This window comes from Halomonas sp. R57-5 (genome assembly GCF_900070345.1).
GTDB classification, from domain to species: Bacteria; Pseudomonadota; Gammaproteobacteria; order Pseudomonadales; family Halomonadaceae; genus Vreelandella; species Vreelandella ventosae_B.
Genome location: NZ_LN813019.1, coordinates 573,872 through 596,052, shown reverse-complemented (window position 1 = coordinate 596,052; position 22,181 = coordinate 573,872). Strand labels below are relative to the sequence as shown.

The 22,181-nt window shown below is 55.7% G+C and carries 19 protein-coding genes; 7 read left to right on the top strand and 12 right to left on the bottom strand.

The features are described from left to right. Positions 1 to 40 precede the first annotated feature (40 nt). The 3 genes from HALO_RS02695 to HALO_RS02685 form a co-directional block, all read right to left on the bottom strand. The gene (locus HALO_RS02695) at positions 41 to 751 is read right to left on the bottom strand and encodes a UTRA domain-containing protein (RefSeq protein ID WP_050712999.1); all 711 of its coding nucleotides are present in this window, start codon (positions 749 to 751) and stop codon (positions 41 to 43) included. Further along, positions 744 to 1,469: an HAD family hydrolase gene (locus HALO_RS02690; RefSeq protein WP_035581285.1), complete on the bottom strand. Its 726-nt coding sequence runs from the start codon at positions 1,467 to 1,469 to the stop codon at positions 744 to 746. Before HALO_RS02690 ends, HALO_RS02695 begins: the two co-directional genes overlap by 8 nt. A 79-nt stretch (positions 1,470 to 1,548) precedes the next feature. Beyond that, the gene (locus HALO_RS02685) at positions 1,549 to 4,224 is read right to left on the bottom strand and encodes a bifunctional diguanylate cyclase/phosphodiesterase (protein ID WP_050712998.1); all 2,676 of its coding nucleotides are present in this window, start codon (positions 4,222 to 4,224) and stop codon (positions 1,549 to 1,551) included. A gap of 196 nt (positions 4,225 to 4,420) precedes the next feature. Here HALO_RS02685 and HALO_RS02680 point away from each other — a divergent pair, with 196 nt between their 5' ends. Further along, the gene (locus HALO_RS02680; RefSeq protein ID WP_231896799.1) at positions 4,421 to 5,539 is read left to right on the top strand and encodes an HDOD domain-containing protein; all 1,119 of its coding nucleotides are present in this window, start codon (positions 4,421 to 4,423) and stop codon (positions 5,537 to 5,539) included. 89 nt (positions 5,540 to 5,628) lie between these two features. Here HALO_RS02680 and HALO_RS02675 read toward each other — a convergent pair whose 3' ends face one another. The 4 genes from HALO_RS02675 to HALO_RS02660 all read right to left on the bottom strand — a co-directional run bounded on the left by HALO_RS02675 (position 5,629) and on the right by HALO_RS02660 (position 9,769). Beyond that, a complete protein-coding gene (locus tag HALO_RS02675; RefSeq protein ID WP_035581294.1) occupies positions 5,629 to 6,933 on the bottom strand; it encodes a TRAP transporter large permease in 1,305 nt (434 codons plus the stop codon). Between the two features lie 77 nt (positions 6,934 to 7,010). After that, positions 7,011 to 7,592 (bottom strand): TRAP transporter small permease, encoded by a 582-nt coding sequence (locus HALO_RS02670; protein ID WP_035581296.1) that lies wholly within the window; start codon positions 7,590 to 7,592, stop codon positions 7,011 to 7,013. Positions 7,593 to 7,748: 156 nt separating this feature from the next. Continuing rightward, a complete protein-coding gene (locus HALO_RS02665) occupies positions 7,749 to 8,732 on the bottom strand; it encodes a TRAP transporter substrate-binding protein (protein WP_050712996.1) in 984 nt (327 codons plus the stop codon). A gap of 56 nt (positions 8,733 to 8,788) precedes the next feature. Next, positions 8,789 to 9,769, bottom strand: a complete 981-nt coding sequence (locus tag HALO_RS02660; protein ID WP_050712995.1) for a LysR family transcriptional regulator — start codon at positions 9,767 to 9,769, stop codon at positions 8,789 to 8,791. Between the two features lie 347 nt (positions 9,770 to 10,116). Between HALO_RS02660 and HALO_RS02655 the strand changes: the two genes are divergently transcribed. From HALO_RS02655 to HALO_RS02645, 3 genes are read left to right on the top strand one after another with little or no spacing between them, the layout of a single operon-like run. After that, a complete protein-coding gene (locus tag HALO_RS02655) occupies positions 10,117 to 10,869 on the top strand; it encodes a 5-oxoprolinase subunit PxpA (protein ID WP_035581307.1) in 753 nt (250 codons plus the stop codon). An 8-nt stretch (positions 10,870 to 10,877) separates the two neighbouring features. After that, complete coding sequence (pxpB, locus tag HALO_RS02650) at positions 10,878 to 11,582, top strand: 5-oxoprolinase subunit PxpB (RefSeq protein WP_050714116.1); 705 nt, start codon at positions 10,878 to 10,880, stop codon at positions 11,580 to 11,582. After that, positions 11,579 to 12,529, top strand: coding sequence for a biotin-dependent carboxyltransferase family protein (locus tag HALO_RS02645; protein ID WP_092490807.1), 951 nt, complete (start codon positions 11,579 to 11,581; stop codon positions 12,527 to 12,529). Before pxpB ends, HALO_RS02645 begins: the two co-directional genes overlap by 4 nt. Before the next feature lie 53 nt (positions 12,530 to 12,582). Here the strand turns inward: HALO_RS02645 and HALO_RS02640 are convergent, their stop codons facing one another. From HALO_RS02640 to HALO_RS02620, 5 genes are all read right to left on the bottom strand, one after another. Then, a complete protein-coding gene (locus HALO_RS02640) occupies positions 12,583 to 13,614 on the bottom strand; it encodes a leucyl aminopeptidase (protein ID WP_050712994.1) in 1,032 nt (343 codons plus the stop codon). 129 nt (positions 13,615 to 13,743) lie between these two features. Further along, positions 13,744 to 15,252 (bottom strand): sodium:solute symporter family protein, encoded by a 1,509-nt coding sequence (locus HALO_RS02635; protein ID WP_022521541.1) that lies wholly within the window; start codon positions 15,250 to 15,252, stop codon positions 13,744 to 13,746. Then, complete coding sequence (locus tag HALO_RS02630; protein WP_035581314.1) at positions 15,245 to 15,433, bottom strand: hypothetical protein; 189 nt, start codon at positions 15,431 to 15,433, stop codon at positions 15,245 to 15,247. The genes HALO_RS02635 and HALO_RS02630 overlap by 8 nt, the downstream gene beginning before the upstream one ends. A 21-nt stretch (positions 15,434 to 15,454) precedes the next feature. After that, complete coding sequence (locus HALO_RS02625; RefSeq protein WP_231896798.1) at positions 15,455 to 18,463, bottom strand: c-type cytochrome; 3,009 nt, start codon at positions 18,461 to 18,463, stop codon at positions 15,455 to 15,457. Continuing rightward, positions 18,456 to 18,944 (bottom strand): (2Fe-2S)-binding protein, encoded by a 489-nt coding sequence (locus HALO_RS02620; RefSeq protein WP_050712992.1) that lies wholly within the window; start codon positions 18,942 to 18,944, stop codon positions 18,456 to 18,458. The genes HALO_RS02625 and HALO_RS02620 overlap by 8 nt, the downstream gene beginning before the upstream one ends. 464 nt (positions 18,945 to 19,408) lie before the next feature. Between HALO_RS02620 and HALO_RS02615 the strand changes: the two genes are divergently transcribed. From HALO_RS02615 to HALO_RS02605, 3 genes are read left to right on the top strand one after another with little or no spacing between them, the layout of a single operon-like run. Beyond that, positions 19,409 to 20,569, top strand: a complete 1,161-nt coding sequence (locus tag HALO_RS02615; protein ID WP_035581328.1) for an FAD-dependent monooxygenase — start codon at positions 19,409 to 19,411, stop codon at positions 20,567 to 20,569. Further along, positions 20,566 to 21,384, top strand: coding sequence for an alpha/beta fold hydrolase (locus HALO_RS02610; protein WP_050712991.1), 819 nt, complete (start codon positions 20,566 to 20,568; stop codon positions 21,382 to 21,384). The genes HALO_RS02615 and HALO_RS02610 overlap by 4 nt, the downstream gene beginning before the upstream one ends. Before the next feature lie 15 nt (positions 21,385 to 21,399). Then, a complete protein-coding gene (locus tag HALO_RS02605) occupies positions 21,400 to 22,176 on the top strand; it encodes a maleate cis-trans isomerase family protein (protein ID WP_009286021.1) in 777 nt (258 codons plus the stop codon). Positions 22,177 to 22,181: the final 5 nt, after the last annotated feature.

The window sequence follows — 22,181 nt, the reverse complement described above, 5'->3', positions numbered from 1 at the left end:
GTTTTTTTAACTGGTGATGACCGCGACTAGGTCGTTTCCGCTAGCGCTGACCGGATAGCTCCACGCTGATACACAGCGAATCGTGCAGCCAGTGCTCTTCATCAAACTCAATAGGGCGCTGCTGGTCGTCTAAAATGGCACGGTTAATATTTAACCCGGCAGTGCCGGGTGCAACGAATAGCTCTTCGGCATCCATTGGCGAAAGCGCTTCTGAGACCATGCGAATAGAGCGATTGGCCAGGTAGTGCCCCCAGCGCTCTCGCAACAGCCCCCAAAGCGATTGCCCACTATAGATATCTAGCAACTCTGGGGCACGCTCGGGTACTACCCACAGCGACTCCACCAGCACCGCGCGGTCATCCACGTAGCGGCGGCGGCGAATATGCTGAAACGGCTGGTCATCCGGCAGCCCCAGCGCCCGAGCCGCGGGCGGGTGAGCGCGGCTTTCCAGCTTCAAAACGGCCGTGCGTGGCTGCCGCCCCTGGGCGCGCACATAGTCGTTAAAACCCGCGTCACGGGTGGGGTCGTAAACCAAACGGGCGGGAGAAATAAACCAGCCGCGTCGATTGCTGCGGTGTATCAGMCCCTCCCCTTCTAGCTGAGAAAGCGCTTGGCGCAGGGTCACGCGGGTGGTGGCAAAGCGCTCGGCCAATGACCGCTCGGCGGGAAGCTTGCCTTCCCACAGGGCGGCATTTTGATCGATTAATGTGCGAAGCTGTTCGGTTAACTGTAAATAGTAGGCATCAGACATGCGCCGATTTTCCTGGCAGAGCATTAGGCGACGAAGCGCTTGAGGGCGTCCGCCAGTCTAAGCGCCGCCAACCTTCAACGCTAGCCACCTCGGCCAGTACCGGGTCTGGGTTAACTGCCACGGGGCAATCGACATATTGCAGTAACGGTAAATCGTTGCGGGAGTCTGAATAGAAGGTGGTGTGGCAAGCAGTGATCTGCTGTTCGGCCAGCCACTCTTTCAAGCGCAGCACCTTGCCGCCGCGATAGGAAAAAATACCTTCGCTACCGCCGGTATAGCGCGCGTCTTCATTCACTCCGTGCTCCACGCTTAGCTCGACCGCCAGCACATGCTCAATCCCCAGGGTGGTGGCAATCGGCTCGACCAGATGGCGTGACGAGGCAGAAATCAGTAGCAGGGTATCGCCAGCCTGGCGGTGCGCTTCCAGGCAGGCCCAGGCTTGTTCAAAAATACGCGGTTGCAGGTGCGTGGCCACAAAGCGCTCGACCTCTTTTTGCACATCTTTCACCCGGCGTCCGCGCAGCGGTGCCAGGGTCATGGCCAGATACTCTTCAAGTTTCAGCTTGCCCGCGTGATAGGCCAGATGCATCTTTTCGGCACGAGCCATAAAGGCCTCGGCATCGCTGATCCAACCTTGCTCTATCATCCATAAATTCCAGCGGTCGCTGCAGTCTCCGTCCAGGAGGGTGTCGTCAAGATCAAACAGGGCCAGGCGCATGGGGCACTCCTTTCATCGCGGGTTGGCGGCGCGTAGGGTATGCCAAAGGTGATGACAAGACGATGACGATGATAAGGGTTTAAGGGGTCAACCACGCTGCCGCAAACTCATCCGCCGGTAATGGGCGGCCAAACCAGTAGCCTTGCGCTTCATTACAGCCCATGTCGGCAAGCAAATGAGCTTGCTCTTGGGTTTCGACACCTTCTGCCACAGTCTTCATTTCTAACGCCTGCGCCATGGCAATGATGGTTTGCACAATGGTGCGATCATTTTTATTTTCGAGCATTTCACGCACAAACGAGATATCTATTTTCAGCGCGTCGGCGGCGAAGCGCCGCAAATAGGAGAGAGAGGAGTAGCCGGTGCCAAAATCGTCGATGGAGAGCGAGTATCCCGCTTGACGCATGGCGTGGGTAATCTCAACGGCCTGATCTGGGTCGCGCATAAAATCGCTTTCGGTGAGCTCCAGGGCGATCGCGCTCGGCGGAACACCAGCGGTGAGGCGCGCTATGTGGCTATTGAGCTCTGGGTCGGCAAACTGTTGGGCGGAAATATTGATCGATAGCCTGCCTGGCAACCCTCCACCGGGCTGATTTCGCCATGTGATTAACTGCTTGGCAGACTCTTCCAGCACCCAGTCCCCCAGGGCGCGGATAAGGCCGCGCTCTTCGGCCAGGGGAATAAACTCGCCAGGGCTTACCCACCCCCACTCAGCGTCGTACCAGCGGCATAGGGCTTCTGCACCGGTCAACCGGCCATTGGTTAGGTCCACCTGGGGCTGAAAGTTGAGCGCTAACTTGTGTTCAGTGATCGCGGCGCTGAGCCGTTCGCTCATCAGTTGGCGTCGATGCAGCTCATGACGCATAATTTGAGTATAAGGAGAGGTGCTGTTTTCGCGCCGCTTGGCGTGGTGGAGGGCAATACTAGCGGCATTAAATAATTCGCCAGCTTCAGCGACATCTTGCGGGTAATGGGCAAAACCAATGCTGACATCGAGGTGAAAGACGCGACGCTGCAAAGACAGCGGCTGCTTCACCGCTGAGCGTAGCTGCTCGACAAGACCGCCGATATCAACGGGGTCGGCAGCGGCGACTAACAAGGCAAACTCATCCCCGGATAAGCGCGCCAGCGAGCCATGCGCGTGGCTGATCTGCTTTAGACGATCCGCCACCGTCACCAGCAGTTGATCTCCCACCTGGTGGCCGTGCAGGTCATTCACCTCCTTAAAACGGCGGATATCCAATAGCAGCAGCGAAAGACCAAGCTCACTCTGGTGGGCCTCTTTCCACATCTGCGCTAACAGCTCCATAAAACGGACGCGGTTAGGTAAGCCAGTGGTGGTATCGGTATAGGCCAACTGGTGCATATGGCGATGGTCGCGGCGGCGCTCAAGCTCTGCCGCAGCGCCGGTAGAGAGAATTTTCAGCACCGAGGTAGCAAAGGCATTGGTAGTCAACGGCTGACGATAAAACACCATCATCACACCAATCGCTTCGCCGTTGGCGTTATCTAGGCGTCGGCCAATCCATGCCCTTGTTGATAGCAAGGTGCCTGGCAACAGCAGTGGTGGGCCGTCATGCATGACGGCTTCGCCCTCCAGCACCACCTGCTCGCTGGGCGAGCCCCGCAACGCAAAGGCATGTTGTTCGTGTTGAGTCCCCTCTACCACCATACTGACAGTGGTCGCCTGTCCAACGACTTTTTTGTCGCTTTGAGGGGACGTATGGAGTAGCGCAATAAAGCCTGCGTCGGCTTCCAGCACCTTCACCAAGGTCGCAATCAACTGTTGAAAATAGCCGTCGCCCACCTGGGKGGTGACCGTAGAAGCCACTTCAACCACAGCGTTTTGCACCCGCTGTGACTCTTGCTGGTCGGTCACATCAGAGATAAAGCCTTCTAAACAGACGATGTCGCCTGCCTCATCCCTAACGGCTTGGCCCTGCTCCCACATCCAGCGGTAGCCGCCGTCACGATGACGCAGTTGGTAAATCACGCGGTAAGGCTGATTATTGGCAATGGCCAACTGCACCTCGCGATAGAGCTTGTCCTGATCATTAGGATGAATCAGGGCAGCGAAGCTGGTCAGTCGATTATCTTGCAACTCGTCGGGCCGATACCCGGTTAATGCCTCGGCCCCCTGGCTAACCACCTGCATGGTCCAATGACTATCATTTAAACTGCGATAGGCCATGCCCGGCAGGTGATTGAGCAGCGTATTCAGGCGGCGTTCACTTTCCCGTGCGACCTCTTCGCTTTTTCTTAATGCCTGTTCCGCCTTTTGTCGGCCCAGCTCCGCCCCCGCCTGAGCGGCAGCGATCTGCAGTATTTCATTGGCTAACTCGCCCATCTGCATGGGGGAATTTTTGAGCACCGCTAACAGGCCTATCAGCGCGCCATCCGCCGCATAGAGCGCCCGCCCTAAGTAGCTTTCGGCTCCCAACTCACACAGCAGTTTATCGTCAGGAAAGCGTGACTGAACATCACGGGCATAAAGGCAGCACTCGCGCCCCAATGCGGTTTCGCAAGGCGTACCGGTTAGCGGGTAAGTGATATTGCTAAGCAAGTGGCCATTTGACCAGACCGCCAGTGTCTCAGCCTGATGGCGTTGCGTAACATCGGCCACTAGCACATGATCAACGCCGAGTATTGTCGCTAAGCGCTCCACCAGCGTTGCATAAAAACGGGGGCTCCCGCTGTGCCCTACGCCTTCTGCCAACTGACGAAATATCTCGGCCGCATCGTTCTTTGTGTGCATGGTTGCACTCACTTTTTTAATTCTGGAGCAGTTGGAGCACCTGCCACTAACCTCATTAAGTATATATAGCGACCTACAAAGCATAAACCGCTCTTTTCCAACGACAACAACGTCAACACTCGCTGGGTATATGGTAAAATTAGGACATTACCCAATGGTGGCTGGCAGCTACGCTACAAAGTGCACGGGAGATAACGTGACTAGAACATCACAAAAAGATGAAGCGCTATACCTAATGCTTACTGAAGCACTGCCAGCTTTTCTGCTCAGCGACTTCCTAAAGTGCCAACGCTTACCTTCGCTTCCCTCAATCGCATTACGCATACTCAGATTAACGCAATCCTCAACAGCGACTATCAACGATGTTGCCGACACCATTGAGCATGACCTGGCATTAACCGCTCGGTTAATATCGCTCGCGAATAGCGTTCACCATACTCGCTCGGCCAATTTGACACAGACGTGCCTTGAGGCCGTCCAGCGTTTAGGACTCGATGCAACGTTAACGGTGGTATTGAGCTTCAACCTTTTTCAGCACTCCAGTAAAGGGCCGCAGCATACACATATTTGGCAGCGGTCGATTATGTCTGCGTTAATAGCGCGCCAGCTTGCCGAGCAAGCGTGCCCTCAACAGGCAGGTCATGCTTTTACGGCAGCACTGTTGCAGGATATTGGCATATTGGCGCTAAGCGCGACGTACCCTGAACAAGTAGACGAACTCTACATTGATAGCGCTATTCCCCATGCGCACCTGATTGAAGAAGAGCAGCGTTACTTTGGGTGCAACCACACCGTTATTGGGGCTTGGCTAGCCGCTAAATGGGGGCTCCCGGCCACGCTAATCAATACCATCCGCTTTAGTCATGCCCCCTATAAAAGCGATAGGACAAGKGATAGTGAAAGCGATAGWACAAGCGATAGTTTGATGGAAATGTGTGTTCGCATATCCGGCCCCGCGGCGGATGCCTGCCTCTCAAGCACACCAGAAGAGCAACTCGCCGTCCTCCTATACGATTTAAGTACAACAGCCGGCGTGCCCTCTTTCTCATTTGAAAGCGTGCTACAAGAAGTTCAGCCCAAAATGGAGTTGATCGCCAAAACACTGATGTTAGACACCCCCACGGCTATTGACCCCAAAGAACTGCTTGAAAATGCTCAGCAACTCTTGCTAAACCATACGCTGATACTCAATAGCCGTAGAGAAGCGCAAACCAAAGCACTTGCTATGCTACGCAAAGGGTATGGCGCCCCAGGCGAGTTCAACAAAGACATTGCGTTCAAAAAACTCAACACCCAACCCCGCTCTAAGTCCTAAATCTCTGGTCAGAACATGCATGCCATCAAGCGCTCCGACCAGAGCATTTCTGCTTGTTTATCGTTACTACTCTTCCTTTTATCAGCGCCTTACCGCGTCATCGCCTCAGGTAGATAGAGGGCGATTCCAGGAAAGATATGCATTAACGCAATCGCTAGTAGCATGAGCAGGAAAAACGGCAGCGTGGCTTTGGTAATGGTCAGAATATCTTTACCGGTTAGCCCCTGAATCACGAACAGGTTGAAGCCCACCGGCGGGGTGATTTGCGACATTTCGACTACCACAACCAGGTAAATACCAAACCAGATCAGATCGAACCCAGCGGCACTCACCAGCGGCATAATGATCGCGGTCACCAGCAGAATCAGCGAGATACCATCCAGGAAGCACCCCATCACTAACAGCAGCAGCGTTAGTGCAATCAGCAGCATGGTGGGCGACAACCCCATCTCACCAATCGCCGTTGCCAACTTCATGGGCACCTGGGTAAACCCCATGGCCGAGGTCAGAAACGAGGCACCGGCAATAATGAACGCAATCATGCAGGCGGTACGCACGGCAGCAAACAGCGAGCTTTTAAAAATGTCGCGATTAAAATGACCGTTAAAGCGTGCAATCACAATCGACAGCACCACACCGACTGCCGCGGCTTCGGTGGGCGATGCCAACCCGCCATAGATCGAAAAGATAATCCCGCCGATTAACAGCAGAATAGGCACCAGCGACCAGGTATTGCGTAGCTTTTCAGCAAAGCTCATGCCGGATTCATCTTCACCGGTAAGCCCTTCGCGGTTGCCTTTAAGTAGCGCCCACAAAATGAGATAGCTCATAAACATCGCCAGGATCATCAAACCTGGGCCAATACCGGCCATAAACAGTCTGGAAATCGATTGCTCGGTGACCACGCCGTAGACGATCAGCACGATAGAGGGCGGAATCAATAACCCCAAAGTGGATGCGCTGGCCAGGGTGCCAATCGCCATATTGCTATCGTAGCCCCGCCGTTCGAGTTCCGGCAGGGTCATTTTACCTACCGTGGCACAGGTGGCGGCCGAAGAGCCGCACACCGCAGCAAACATGCCGCTGCCAATGATATTGGTATGCAGCAAACGCCCAGGCAGGCGGTTTAACCAGGGCGACAGGCCACGAAACATATTGTCTGCAAGCCCGGAGCGAAACAGAATCTCGCCCATCCAGATAAACATCGGTAGCGCAGTAAGATCCCAACCGTAACTGGCGCCCCAAAAATCTGAGGCTAGGATAGAACCCGGCGAGAATGAGCTGAAGAACTCTAACGCTATCCAGGCAGTGCCGATCAGTGCAAAGGCGATCCACACCCCGCTCCCCAGGAGTACCACGAGGGTGAATATAGTGGCGAGACTTAGTAGCAGCACGAGGATCTCTCCGATTTAGAGGGCAGAGGCGCTATTAACAGAGATGTCGTTACAACAGACGGGGTAAATATCGACATTTAGTGGCCCTCGCTTTCATCTGGGGACTGGTCGTCTTGCAAGCTCGTTGCTTCGCGAAAGCTCGCAGGGTCACGAATGGCAATGCGAACCGCCATAAACAGAGCTTCAGCCAGCGCAAGACACAGCAGCCCTACGCTGGTCGCGAGTACAAGCTGAGGAATCCATAGTGGAATCGACACAAATCCTGAAGACACATCGTTATATTGCAGACTCTCTCTCGCCAAACCAATGAGGCCGTAACTGAGCATCAGACTGATCGCCAGGGCGACAATGAGGCCAAACACTTCAAACCACACACGAATTGCCGGTGGCAGTCGAGTAATTAGTAGCGTCACGCGAATATGGGCGTGATGCACAAAGGTGTAAGCCAACCCCAGGAAGGTCGCTCCCACCAATAGGTAAGAGGCAATTTCCGAAACGCCGGTAATACTTATGCCCAGGCGACTGAGGCCAACCAACACCAGCAGAGCATCTACCAAGCGGAAGGTCACCTGAAGCGCTATTAGCGTACAAATAGCCACCATGCACGCCGCCGCACCCCAAGCCCCCAGGCGATAGAGCTTATCGAATTTAAACGTCATGTTCGCAGCCTCACGAAACACTCAGGAAAAGCACTTGGAAAAAGCACTTAGGAAAAAGCGCGTGTGGAAAGCAGGGGCAGCGCCAAAACCACCGCCCCTACAAACAGGATCACGCCAGAACTTATATAAATAACACTTAGCTAAACAGCACTTAAATTAGCTGCCTTGCTGCTCGCGGTAAGTTTCTAGCGCCTGTTTAGCTTCGTCATCGGCACGAGATTGCCAATCTTCAAAAAGCGTATCACCGGCTGCTTGAAGCGCCGCTGAAATGGCTTCGTTAGGCTCAGAGACTGAAATGCCGTTCTCTTCCAGAACCGCCAAACTGGCATCGTTATCTTCTCGMCTCATTTCCCAGCCACGTTTTTCAGCTTCAGCGGCGGCTTCCATCAGTGCTTCCTGGGTCGCTTCATCCAAGCCATCAAAACTGCGTTGGCTGATAAAGACGATATTCTTGGGCAGCCACAGGTTAGCGTCAGTGTAATCAGTCACGTAATCCCACGCCGCCATGGAGTTGCCGGTAGAGCTTGAGGTGATCATGGCATCCACACGCCCGGTGCTAAACGCGGTAGGGATATCAGACTCTTCAGTTTCAGTCGGGCTGCCGCCCAGGTTATCGACAAAACGTTGGGTATTAATATTGGGTGCACGAACGCGCAGGCCTTCGAACTGCTCGGGGTCGGTGAGAGGCTCAGAGGTATAGATACCTTGTGCAGGCCAGGCGACCGCGTAGAGCGGAATCAACCCTTCATAGGCAAACAGTTCGGTGATCATCGGTTTGGTAGCTTCCCACAGCGCATAGGCATCGTCATAGCTACCCGCCACACCTGGCAGCGTATCAACTTCAAATATCGGGTCGTCATTGGAAAGAACCGAGAGGAATACTTCACCTGCATCAATAGTGCCACGACGCACCGACGGCTTAATTTCCCCGTGTGACACCAGCGAACCGCCGCTATGCACGGTAATTGTCAGCTCGCCGTCGGTTGCTTCCGCTACATCTTCAGCGAACTGTTTGTTGTTTTGAGTATGAAAGCTGGCATCCCCGTAAGGCGTTGCCATCGTCCACTCTGCGGCGTGAGCCGACACCGTTAAACCGCAGGCGGTCGCCAGTAGCAGTGAAGTCGTGATTGTCTTGCGCATCGTAAGAACCCTCTTATTTCTATTAATAGTATGGTGCTTCTAATAGTGCGTTGCTTCTAATGCATTGCTTCGGTGGTACCAGAGGAGGCGCAGGTAGCAACCCAGCGCCCAGAGAAAAGTGTTGTTGTCATATCGGCACGCCGCGCCTGAGCGTAGCGGCAGGCACACTGCTGGGCCAAGCGGGCAACTCCCCGGCAAAAGCGCGGATGATTAGCGTTACGCCATATCGCATCATAGTGCATGGCCGGTAATGGCACTGGCAGCTCAAGGCGATAAAGCTCCCCCCGCTGCCMCTCATCCAGCACAGTGGCAACTGGCAGCGCGCCGATCCCTAATCCTTCTGTGGTCATGCGCACAATCGTCATCAAGGTACTAACGCTATGAATACGCGGGCTGGCCACGCCCTGCTCTGCCAGGTAATTCACCATCTCTGCATAAGGACGCGCCTGCTTACCAAACGAAATGAATGGCAGTTGCTTACCCCAGGTATCGGCACTTTCACTTAGCAGCTTGGCGTGCCGGGGAGAGACAAACATGCCCATTTCATAGGGGCTCAGTGACTCGTACTCGATCTGCTTCTGCGGCGAATAGCCATTCATCGCCAGCACAATATCCAGCTCATTGCCTAGTAGCCGCTCATTCAGCACTGGCGAATAATCAACCGTCAATTCTATGGTGAGACGCGGGTACCGCTCGGTGAGCCTGCGCATAAAGTCGGGAAACCAGCTATGGGCAATGGTTTCAATCGTGCCGAGCCGAAGTGGTGCAGAAAAAGCCTCTTCGCTATCGAATAGCTTCATTGCCTCATCGCGTTGGTGCAACATCCGCTCAGCGTGGACAAAGAACTCACGCCCGCGCATGGTCGGCTGGATAGGCCGAGCAGACCGTTCTAACAGCAATTCTCCCACCGTGGATTCAAGGCGTGAAATACGCTCAGATACAGAAGGCTGGGTAAGGTGCAGGCGGGTCGCCGCCTTACGGAAGGAGCCAAGCCTTACCGCCCATACAAACGCCTCAAGTTCCTTAAAATCGAGCATAGTGACTCGCCTACCCATGACCTTCTTAAGTGGAAAAAACACCATTGCGCTGTTACATCGTTACTGCCGAGGGCTATCACACACAGCTACCATGTCACTATGCAACTTTGAGACCACTCCCGACAGAGAAATGCGACCAACGTTATTATCACGCCACGCCTATACTGTGATAAGCGTATCGCCTCTCACCGTCAACCATTTTTCAATAAATAACAATACGATAGGAGCGACCGATAGTTAGTATCGACAAAAACGATTGGCACTGAGCAAACCGTATTCATATATTGGTGTTGGCTTAGCGTTTTGCTTCAGCCAAGTGAAAGCACTAATAACTAACAGGAGTCGCTATGGCCATCCCCCTGCTTAATTGCGATATGGGCGAAAGTTTCGGTAACTGGCGTCTCGGGTTGGACGCCGACGCGATGCCTTTCGTCGATTGCGCCAATATCGCCTGCGGCTTCCACGCCTCCGACCCCCACGTGATGCGCCGCACCGTCAAGCTAGCGGTTCAAAATGGCGTACGCATTGGCGCTCACCCCGGTTACCCGGATTTGATGGGGTTTGGGCGGCGCTCCATGGCCTGCTCGCCGGAAGAAGCGGAAGATATGGTGCTCTACCAAGTGGGGGCTTTGGCGGGCATCTGCCAAGCCGAAGGCACCCAACTGAGCTATATCAAACCGCACGGTGCGCTGTACAACGACATGGCTGCCAACCCGGCGCTGCTCGAAGGCGTCATGCGCGCGGTACGTGCGTATGACGCCAGCCTGCCGTTAATGATTATGTCCACCGCGGACCCCGAACCACATCGCGAGCTGGCCGCCAAAATGGGCATTACCCTCTGGTTCGAAACCTTTGCCGACCGTGCTTATGACGGTAACGGCCACTTGGCCTCACGACGGCTGCCTAACGCTGTGCACCACGACCAGAACACCATCGTCAATCAAGCCATCAAGCTGGCCAAAGGCGAGCCGCTCACCGCACTCGACGGCACAACGCTGCATTTACCCTGCGATACGCTCTGCGTTCATGGCGACAACCCCGAGTCAGTGGCCGCCGTACGCGCTATTCGCGAGGCCTTTCAGGCGCTGGAGCAGGCGTGAAATCCAATATTGAAATGCGCATTGAAACCGCCGCCATGGATGCCCTGATGGTGCGCCTGTTCGACGCCATCGACGAAACCAATATGGCCTGGGTAATCGCCGCCGATCAGGCGCTGCGTAATGCCTTTGGAAGCATGTTAATTGACCTGGTGCCCTCTTACACCACGCTGCTGCTGCATTACGACTGCCAGCAGTTAACCCATAGCGAGGCGATTCAACTTATTCACAAGGCGCTTTCTGGTCTTACCCCTGTGGATACTCAAGCCGGTGAGCTGCACGATATCCCGGTGTGGTACGACGAAAGCGTGGGCCCCGAGTTACCACTGGTCGCCAAACGCGCTGGTTTGAGCGTCGACGAGCTTATTGAGCAGCACTGCAACCACGATTACTGCGTGTTTGCGTTGGGGTTTGCCCCCGGTTACGGCTTTATGGGCTTGGTAGACGAATCTCTCGCTACGCCGCGCTTGAAAMCGCCGCGCCGCAAAGTCGCCGCAGGTAGCGTGGGCATTGCTGATCGCCAAACCGCGATTTATCCGCTGCTTTCGCCGGGCGGCTGGAATATTCTGGGTCGCACCAACGTGCCGCTATTCGAGCATGCCAAACGTGGCGATCCACTGTTTCGCCCCGGCGACAAGGTGCGCTTTAGAGCGATCTCCCGGGAAGAGTTTGAAGCAGATGGTGGCGATACCACGCCCATGGAGGAGCGCCCATGAACCACATCGCCATGAATGAAGCACACAAGGGGCTGGTGGTTAAGCAAGCGGGACCACTAACGCTGATTCAAGATGCCGGACGATTTGGCGTCGGCCACTTAGGCGTTACTCAGGGCGGCGCTGCCGACTGGATCTCTTTTCGCTGGGCTAACTGGCTGCTGGGCAACGCTTTAAACAGCGCTGCGCTGGAAATCGTCATGGGCGGCGGCTTGAGCTTTGAAACCGAACGCGAAGTGCGTCTGGCGTTGACCGGCGCCGATCTAGACGCCCAGTTGGATGGMAAACCGCTTGCACCCAATACCAATTTCAAGCTACTGCCGGGCCAGCGCCTGGTGTTTCGCCAGCCGCGCCACGGCCTGCGCGCCTATCTCGCTTTTCCCGGTGGGCTAAATGCGCCTGAGGTGCTGGGCAGCCGTGCCTGCACCGTCCGTGAGCAACTGGGTGGCCTGGATGAAGATGGTAAACCCCTAAAAGTCGGTGATCGTTTAACCTGGAAAGGCGCCGCTACAGCGGTGCGCCGCATCCCTGACAGCCAGGGCCCGCGCATGCCTGCGTCTGGCTGTCGGTTACCCATCGTACTCGGTTCGCAAATCGCCTCGTTTAGCGGCCGTGCGCTGTTCCAAGCGTTCAACCAACCCTGGACAGTGGACAATCGCGCCGACCGTATGGGCGTTCGCCTCACCGGCCCTGCCCTACACGGCTCACTGACGGGGATTATTTCTGAAGGCATTCCGCTGGGAGCAGTGCAGGTTCCACCGGATGGTCAGCCTATAGTGCTGATGAATGACCGCCAAACCATTGGCGGCTACCCACGCCTAGGCGCTCTCACCCCCATCGCCTGCGCTACGCTGGCCCAGTGTTTGCCCGGCACCCAGGTTTGGTTAACCCCTGTCAGCGCCAGCCAAGCGCAAGATAATTACCGACATCAGCGAACGGTTTGGCGCTAAATTAAAAAAGCCCCGAACCAGGGGCTTTATAAGTATCTCTTGTCTCAAGCGCATTAGCCTCTAGCCATCTGCAGCTCTTTAACGACGATATCGCCATCAATGACGATGGGCTCATCGTCCAGGAAGAGCGAGCAGTTGCGCATGGGAATATCCAGATGGCAGGCAGTATCGTTAGACCCGCCCAGCTCGCTGTTCGGGCCGGTGGAGAACATCACGTTGCCATAGAAGCTGCGTGGTTCCATCCCCATGCCACCCGGGAACTCTCCCGGCMCCATGCGGTGCCATTTGGCATTAGGGTTCATGCCCCAGCCTACGTGGCTCATGCCCATGCCGCGCGGGTCGTTAAAGCTATCCATATAGGATTTCACTAGCTCCGCATCGAGCCCACCACGTATATCGGTAATCCAGCCCTTCTCAATGGTGTAGGTAATAGGCTCTCGAACATACATGTTTTGGGGAAGCAGAATATCGCCCGGCGCCACCACAATGGTGCCATCAACGCCATCGTCATCACCGCCGGTGAACACAAAGCCAGAGGGCCAGTGATCCCAACGCCCCGGTTCGTCGGTACAGGCATATTCAGCAACCGTCTCATAAGTATTCAGTTGGTAGGTGACATCCGTGCCGTGGGGCGAGGTGATGCGCATCACTTTGGCTTTTTCCAGCAGCGCGGCGGCCAGTTCGACCTTTTCCCTTAGCTCCTTGGTGGGCAACATTCTGGCCAGCAGTTCTGGCGGTTCAACCGCCGTCAATATGCGCGTGCCCGCGGCTTGGATCGCCATTTGTTCGGGAGAGAACAGCAGGAAAATACAATCGATCAACATGTCGCAGTTTTTAAGCGCTTCCACCGCATCGGGCATGCTAGCAAGCCCCGTTGCTCCCACGGCCCAGCCACCGGTAGGTAACGGCGCGGGTAACCGCATGTGGTACATATTGGCACCTAAACGCTGCCCCGCCGCCATAAAGGCATCCGCATAATCAAGGCGTTCGCTGCCCTGGGTCAGTACGACGAGTTTTTCGCCTTCATGTACGCCGGACATTTTTAGCTGATGGAGGCAAATTTCGGCAAAGCTTGCGTGATCCATAAAGTCTCCTAACTCCCCAGGCGAAAGCACAGCTATAGCGTACTGGGAAGTGTTAGCTGAGAGCGCTCGTGCTCGCCTTTGGGCACACCAAGCGCTCTATGGTGTTATCGGTTCAAAGCTGAACGTCAATTAGGCAGCCGCCTCTTTCGTCGCTTGATCGGTGGTAGTACTGCGCTTTTTGCTCAGCTCTTCAGAGATAGCCGCAAAGAAAGCATCCGTGGTGGCTTGATGAGGCTTGGTGGCTAAACTAACGCCAACAAACAGCACACTCGCGACCACAATGCCCCAAACGCCAGCGGGCAGGCCCAGCAGTGAATTGCCAGTGGCATACATCAGCAGTACAAAGGCGCTGGTACCCACCACGCTTACCAGTGCACCGACGCCAGTACCGCGCTTCCAATAGAAGGCACCGATAAGGGCGGGCACCATGGCAACCAGCCCCGAAGAGGCCGCCACCGACAGCACCGCAATAAGGTCAAGCTGCAGCTCGGCAAAGGCCAGCGCCATCAGTGCAATCACCGGCACCACGAACTTGCCCACCAGCAGTTGGCGCTTTTCACTGACGTTCGGTTTAACGTTCGCATAGACGTCGCGGGAAACCATGGACGCCAGGGTCAACATGATCGAATCGATAGTAGAGACCGCGGCCGCCATGATGCCGATCATCACGATCACCCCTAATACTGGCGGAACAAACTCCGAGGCCAGCAGCGTGGGCGTGGCTAAATCTGCACTTGCAAGACTTGGGAAAGCAGCTAAGGCAGAGAAACCCCACAGTACGGAGACCATGGTGTAGATAAAACCAAACACCAGAAAGCCAATCAGCATGTGGCGCATGGAGCGCAGCGAGGAGGGCATAAACAGGCGTTGACTGACCTGTGGGTTGGAGATACTAAAGAAGAACCAGGGAATGGTGAGCCCCAGGAAAGTGACAAAGCTGAACAGGCCAGGGCCAGGCACAGTGAGTGACTGCGGATGTTCCGTTGCCAGCGTATCGAATAGTGCGCCGAAACCACCCAAGCCCTGGATCACCAGGAAGGCCACCAGGGTTGAGGCAACAATCATCATGATGGCCTGGAGCGAGTCGGTCCACATCACCGAACGAATCCCCGCGATATAGGAGAAGAAGATGGCGATCACCGTGGCCAGCACCACCCCGGTAGTAAAGGTAATCGCGCCATCAGTAATCCCCTGCAACAGGTAACCGACACCCGCGAGCTGAACGGCCGAGTAGGGAATCAGGAAGATACAACTGGCAATCGAGACAGCCATGGCCACATGTTTGCTGTTGTAGCGGTGGCCCAGCATCTCGCTGGGCGTCACATAGCCGAACTTCTTGCCGACTGCCCAGAATTTGGGACCGAAAACAGCCACCAGAGAGACACCGGCGAAATAGATGATTTCAAAACCGAGCGCGCCAACACCGCCGGCATAGGTAAGACCTGCCAAGCCCACCATCATAAATGCGCTATACGTCGTGGCACTGTAACTCAGCGCCGAGACAAAGCCGTTCATTTGTCGGTTACCCAGGAAGTATCCCGACATACTTTCGGAAGGACCTTGGCGAGACATAATCGCAATGCCAATAGCGATCAATAAGTAGATGGCAATGGACCACCAGATGAGTGACTCAGTCATTGCTGTGCTCCTCAAAATCTTTAGTGATAAACACATTCAGCGCAATGATGACCAGCCCTGCCAACATCCAGAACAGGAAGCTGCCGTACCAAAACGCGACCCCGCTCAAGAGGGTGTAAGGCACCAAGTAGCTCAGCAGGACGACTGCCCATACTAGCCATATCCATTTACTGCGTTTCATAATCCACCTCGTTTTATTACGTCAGGGAGTAGAGKGAGTGTTGTTGTGGTGAGGCTGGCGTATATCTGCGATACGTTGTTTTACTTTTTGCCAAGGCGCTTTCTCTGGGGCAAAACGCGCTCGGAGATAGGTCGTCAAATCAGCGACCTGGGTATTACTAAAGCTGTCGGCAAAGCCTGGCATGCTACCAATACCGGGAACGTGTTCGGCGTGGACACCCCCCAAAATTGACTGAATAACGTTATCGGGATGATCGCTGTGTAAATTGGTATTCAGCGCCAGATTAGTGCCCGCCCTCGAAAAGGTAGGAACGCCAGAATCGACATGGCACGCCGCACAGGCGCCCTCGAAGAGCCGCTCCCCTGCCTCCATTTCTGTTGAGCTAACAGCTGCACTGGTCACGCGCTGCGTAGCGTCTGCCACGGCCGCATCGCTATTACTTGTGGGCGCCTGCATCTGGGCGGCCACATAGTGGGCAATAGCCCGCACATCGTATTCAGGCAGCTCAGCCAGCCCCGCTACCACCGGGGCCATAGGGCCAGAGGCAACGCCGTGAAGCTCAGATTCACCGTGGCGCAGATAGTCGTAAAGCGATGTTTCACTCCACGGGATGGGCGCACGCGACAGCGTATTAAGCGGTGGTGCTTCCCAAGCATCTACAAAGGCACCGGCAAAGTACGCCTCGCCGCTTTTCTCAGCGCCCATGGCATTGCGGGGACTATGGCAAGCGCTGCAGTGGCCTAACCCTTCGGCAAGGTAGGCTCCCCGGTTATACAGTTCGCTCTGCATGGGGTCTGGCTGGAACGGCTTGGGATCGTGATAAAGCGCGTTCCAGCCCGCCATTAAGGCGCGCACACTGAAGGGGAAAGAGAGTTCATTCGATGGCTTTTCAGCGGCGACGGCTGGCTGGGCCATTAAGTAGGCGTAAAGCGCCTGTAAATCGGCATCACTGGTCTTGGCAAATGCCGTATAGGGGAACGCGGGATAAAGGTGGCTGCCATCGCGGCTAATGCCGTGGCGCATGGCGCGCTCAAAGGCTGCGTAAGACCACTGACCAATCCCCGTCGCCTCATCCGGCGTAATGTTCGTGCTGTAGAGCGTCCCGAAAGGTGTCTCAAACCCACGCCCACCTGCATTGGTCACGCCACCTTCTGTGGTATGACACGCCGCGCAGTCGCCTGCAGCCGCAACGAGTCGCCCGCGCTCAATGGTCTCGGCGGAGTAGAGGTTGGCGGCTGGCCGAGAGACAGGCGCAATGGCCCCTTTCCACGGCCATGCCATGGCCGCAGTGCCCGCAATGGTGGTGAACGCTGCGGCGGCTAACCAGCGCCGTTTCGTTGACCGCGGCGGTTTCAATTTAGATGGGCGCCCTGCCTCCTCGGTGGACGAAGCTTCGAGTGCCTGGCGCACACGCTTGGCGGTAAACGGTGGTTGGCGAAAACGCAGGCCAGTGGCATCAAAAAGCGCATTGGCTATTACCGCAACACCCGGCGATAGCTCCGCCCCGGTTAATACGTCTTCACCAACGGTTTGATTAACACCTCCCTCAACAGGGCTCGGCGAAGAAGCGGTGGTTGGTAATCCTGCTGAATATTCACTTTTAGTCAGCGCACGACTGCCGTCACCCCACTCGTCGAAACTGGGCGCTTGCCCCAAAAGGGGGCGCGCCTCGCCCAATACCCGGGCCTGTAGCGTTTGCTGAAGGCGATCAGTATCCACATCTGGGCCAGCGTCCTGCCCTACCACCAAACGGGTAAGCTGGACATCGCCGGTAACACGATTAACCTCCACATCGGCAATCCAGGCAGAGCGCACTCCCGATTCTACGCGCTGATTCCGATCGGGCAGTTGAGAGTAGGCAAAGCCCCGCCCGCGCATTAGATCCTGAGGTAAAGAGTTTGCTGATGGATTGGCTGCCCTTTGCCACTCGGCCCGTTTAGCAACGGACTCAATCAGCTCAATACCACGCGCATCGTCAAGGTGGCGAAGTCGCAGCGCGACAGGGTCTTGGTCACTCTCGCGGGCAACCTCATCTAAAAAAGATTCCCGAGCGAATGTCTGCTGTATACCCATCAAGGTGGAATTGGTGGAGAGCGAGTCTGGCTGGGAGCGTGCGGCAAGGTATTGGTCGCGAAATACATAGGGCGAGAACGGCGTTGTGTCTTGCTCGCCGGCGGTGGCCTCAGCGCTAGACGTTKTTATCGCGGCCCTACCACTTAACAACAACCCTACGGCAGCCACCTCACCAGTGAGATTGGCCTGCTGATAGTGATAACGGGCTATCTCMCCACTACTGGCAATATCCGCGTTTAGGCTAATTCGCTGCGCTTGGCCCAATGCCTGAACATCCTTGGCGTAGCGGGCATCGAGCCAAACGGCTACCGGGCCGCCCACCGCCCGCGACATCAACGCCGCGTCCACGGCGGCATCGTCACCGCAATGGCGACCCAGCCCTGAGGCCTGATTTGATGCGTGTTTACCATCGGCGCTATAAAGCTCAATCTGGCTAATATTCAGCGCGGTTAACCGGCTTAGATCCTGTTTAAGCGCCGCTGGGGTGACGGTTTGCCCCCACACACTCAATTGTTGGTCGCCACAATCGGCAATTACCCAGCTGGGGTGACTGCCCCAGCGCATGCGACTCGGCCAGCCATACCCATGGTTCGAATGCATGTATGACTGGCTAGGCACAAGAGGTGAATCAGAGGGCGCTTGATCGCTTTCAGGCGCTTTTTCGGGCGTCTGGTGAACGGCCTGCCACTCAACCTTCAGTTGTTTAGCGGCATCGGTCGCCAAGGCCAAACTATCGGCAACCACCCCCACAAAATTCCCTTCCACCACGACTTCAATAGATCCAGATAGTGAGGCAATGCGGCTGCTATCGACGCCCACTAAGCGATCACTCTCAAAACGCTCGCCATTCCACCGGTAGTAAGGTGGACGCACGACGAAACCAAAACGTGCCTGCGCTAGCAGCGCGGGGATGCCGGCCTGTTTTTGCTGGCCATGGAGCATCGACCCTTCACTCATGAGAAGCCTCCTGCAACGCGGCCGCGKTAATGACCACGGCACGCTCCGCTGCCTGGAGAATTTCAACATGGGTGCCACATCGGCAGAGGTTATGCTCTAAAGCGGTGCGAATCTGCTGCGCAGAGGGTTGGGTATTATGATTTAGCAGTGCMCGAACAGTGATGATCATACCGTTCAAACAGTAGCCACACTGGGCTGCCTGAGCATCGATAAAGGCTTGTTGTACAGGGTCAAGCTCACCGCCCTGGGAAAGACCATCAAGAGTGGTGACCTCATGACCAACGGCAGCAGACACGGGCAGCACGCAGGTGCGTGCTGCCATGCCATCAATCAATACACTGCATGCCCCGCACTCACCCAAACCACAGCCATACTTGGGCCCATTGAGCGCCAGGTCGTTACGCAACACATTGAGCAATGGTGTCTGCGGCGGCACGGCCAGCTCATGTTCTTGCCCATTGATAGTTAGCTTTAGCGTCATAGGGGATCATCATCGTTATTGTTAAGCCCGCACTCTTGCTCTGGATAGGGCTTGGATATGACTTAGATGTTACTAATAAATACTGCCTGCCAAACACGCTTCGTAGCACCTTAAACCCGCCTATTTTCATCTACCTTTCACATGCGGCCAATCGACTTGCACCAGCTAAGTGCAGAGCCAATACCCATCGAGCATTAAAGGTGCGTACGCTATAAAAATAAGCCTAATAAACGTATAGCACTCTATGGATGCGTTTTTCAAGTTTTTGCATAAAACCAAAAAAACGACTATTAATCCATTAAATTCATATATTTATTTAAAAATACCACCCTGTTTTCGTTAAAAAATAATTTCGAAACTAATTCTTGACCAAAAAATAAATGGTGTATACGTTGTTTTATAGAGATTCACGAACGCATTTAGAAACGAGTGATAGGCGAATAAAACAGCGAGGAAACCAGTATATGAACAACAAACCCACCATCGCCGTTATTGGCGCGGGCCTTGGCGGCGCCGCTGCAGGCGCGCTGCTGCAGCAAGCGGGTTACCCCACCAAGGTGTACGAACAGGCACCAGCGTTTGCACGCCTTGGGGCAGGCATTCACCTTGGCCCCAACGTGATGAAAGTGATGCGCCGGATCGGCATTGAGGAGAAGCTCAATGCCATGGGCTCACACCCCGATTACTGGTTTAGCCGCAACGGTATGACCGGCGAGTATCAGTCTCGCATCCCGCTAGGCGAGTTTGCTCGCGAAAACTATGGGGCGGCCTACATCACCGTACACCGTGGTGATCTGCACGAATTGATGGTCAGCACGCTCGACCAGAACAACCTCTATTTCGATAAGCGTCTGGTCGATGTCGACGACAGCGGCGGCAAGGTCGTCATGACCTTCGCTGACGGCTCGACGGAAGAGGCTGACCTGGTGATCGGCGCAGACGGKGTCAATTCTCGGCTGCGCGAGAAGCTGCTGGGCCCAGAGGCTCCGATCTATAGCGGCTGGGTCGCTCACCGGGCAATTATCTCTGCCGAAAAACTCAAGGCATACGACCTGGATTTCGAAGCCTGCGTGAAGTGGTGGTCGGAAGACCGGCACATGATGGTGTACTTCGTGACCGGCGACGAGAAGGAGTATTACTACGTGACCGGCGTGCCTGAACCCGATTGGAACCACGGCACTTCCTTCGTCGACAGCTCACGGGAAGAGATGCGCAAAGCATTCGAGGGTTACCACCCCACCGTACAAGCGCTGATTGACTGCACTGAAACCGTCACCAAATGGCCCTTGCTGGAGCGCAACCCACTGCCACTGTGGCATGAAAACCGGCTAGTGCTGCTGGGCGATGCCTGCCATCCGATGAAGCCCCACATGGCCCAGGGCGCTGCCATGGCCATCGAGGATGCCGCCATGCTGGTACGCTGCCTGGAGGAAGTGGGCGCCGAGAACTACCAGCAGGCATTCGAACTTTACCGCACCAACCGTTTTGAACGCGCCTCGCGGGTCCAGCAGGTTTCCCACGACAATACCTGGTTACGGGAAGACGAAGATCCGGCCTGGGTATTCGCCTATGACCCCTTTGAAGTACCGCTGAAGCAACCAACCAATCAAGGGAGCCCAGCATGAACAGCACCTATCTCTATGGCGCCAACGTGCACGCCAATGGTATTCGTCAGCACTACCTGCGCTTCAGTGACAGCGCCGAGACCTCGCGCCAGCCGCTGGTCCTGATACCAGGCATTACCAGCCCGGCCATCACTTGGCGTTTTGTGGCCGAGCGGCTCGGTCAGCACTTCGACACTTATGTGCTGGATGTCCGTGGACGCGGCTTGKCGTCTACCGGGCCCGAGCTCGATTATGCCACCGACACTTGTGCCGACGATGTGATCGCCTTTATCGATGTGCTAGGTCTAAGCAATGTCATTCTGGCGGGCCACTCCATGGGTGCGCGCTTTGCGCTACGCGCCATGAGTCGCGGCGCCAAGGGCATCGACAAACTGGTACTTATCGACCCACCGGTTTCAGGGCCAGGACGCCGTGAGTACCCCAGCAAGCTGCCCTGGTACGTGGATTCGATTCGCGACTGCACACGTGGTGCCGATATCGAGACCATGCGCCACTACTGCCCCACCTGGAGCGACGAGCAACTGCGATTACGCGCCGAGTGGTTACACACTTGCTTTGAGCCAGCCATCGTTCAGGCGTTTGAAGAGTTCCACAGCGTCGATATCCACCAGGATTTCCCCGCTATCAAAGTGCCCACGCTGCTGATGTGTGCAGGCAAAGGCGGTGTTATCCAGGATGAAGATCGCGCCGAAATACGCGCCCTTCTACCGACGGTTCGTATTTCTACCGCGGAACAAGCGGGTCACATGATTCCCTGGGATGACTTCGACGGTTTTTTTGCCGCGTTTGAAGACTTCCTGGGCAGCGAGCTCTAAGAGAGGCCAAATACCATGACCAGCAACTATATAAAGAACGAGATCAAAAGCTACCGTATCGGCCAGATCGTCCCCAGCTCCAATATCACCATGGAGACCGAAATACCCGCCATGCTTACGGCGCGGCAGTTAATCCGCCCGGAACGCTTTACCTTTCACTCCAGCCGCATGCGCATGAAGAACGTCAGCAAGGACGAACTGGCTGCCATGGATGCAGAGTCGGATCGCTGCGCCCTGGAGCTTTCTGATGCAGCGGTGGATGTGATGGGGTATGCCTGCCTGGTTGCCATTATGGCGATGGGGCCCGGCTACCACCGAGAGTCGCAAAAGCGTCTGCGCAGCCGCACCGAAGAGAACGGCTGCGACACGCCGGTGGTCACCAGCGCCGGTGCTCTGGTTGATGCCCTGGGTGTGATGAAAGCCAAGCGCGTGGTGGTAGTGGCCCCCTACATGAAGCCGCTGACCGAAATGGTGGTCGACTACATCCGTCAGGAAGGCATTGACGTGCTCGACTACCGGGCGCTTGAGATCCCCAATAACCTGGATGTCGCTCGCCACGATCCCGCCAATCTCCCCGAAATCGTCGCCAGTCTCGATTTAAGTAACGTGGACGCCATCGTCTTGTCAGCCTGTGTGCAAATGCCATCGCTGCCGGCCGTCGCCAAGGTCGAAGCCCTGACCGGCAAGCCGGTGGTTACCGCAGCTATCGCCACCACCTATGCCATGCTCAAGGCACTCGACCTGGAGCCCATCGTACCGGGCGCAGGCGCCCTCTTGTCAGGGGCTTACTAACGAGA

Bases quoted from the DNA above. Each gene is read 5' to 3' on its own strand.
- HALO_RS02635 (WP_022521541.1), bottom strand. From the start codon at position 15,252: ATGACTGAGTCACTCATCTGGTGGTCCATTGCCATCTACTTATTGATC.
- HALO_RS02630 (WP_035581314.1), bottom strand. From the start codon at position 15,433: ATGAAACGCAGTAAATGGATATGGCTAGTATGGGCAGTCGTCCTGCTG.
- HALO_RS02655 (WP_035581307.1), top strand. From the start codon at position 10,117: ATGGCCATCCCCCTGCTTAATTGCGATATGGGCGAAAGTTTCGGTAAC.
- HALO_RS02690 (WP_035581285.1), bottom strand. From the start codon at position 1,469: ATGCGCCTGGCCCTGTTTGATCTTGACGACACCCTCCTGGACGGAGAC.
- HALO_RS02605 (WP_009286021.1), top strand. From the start codon at position 21,400: ATGACCAGCAACTATATAAAGAACGAGATCAAAAGCTACCGTATCGGC.
- HALO_RS02670 (WP_035581296.1), bottom strand. From the start codon at position 7,592: ATGACGTTTAAATTCGATAAGCTCTATCGCCTGGGGGCTTGGGGTGCG.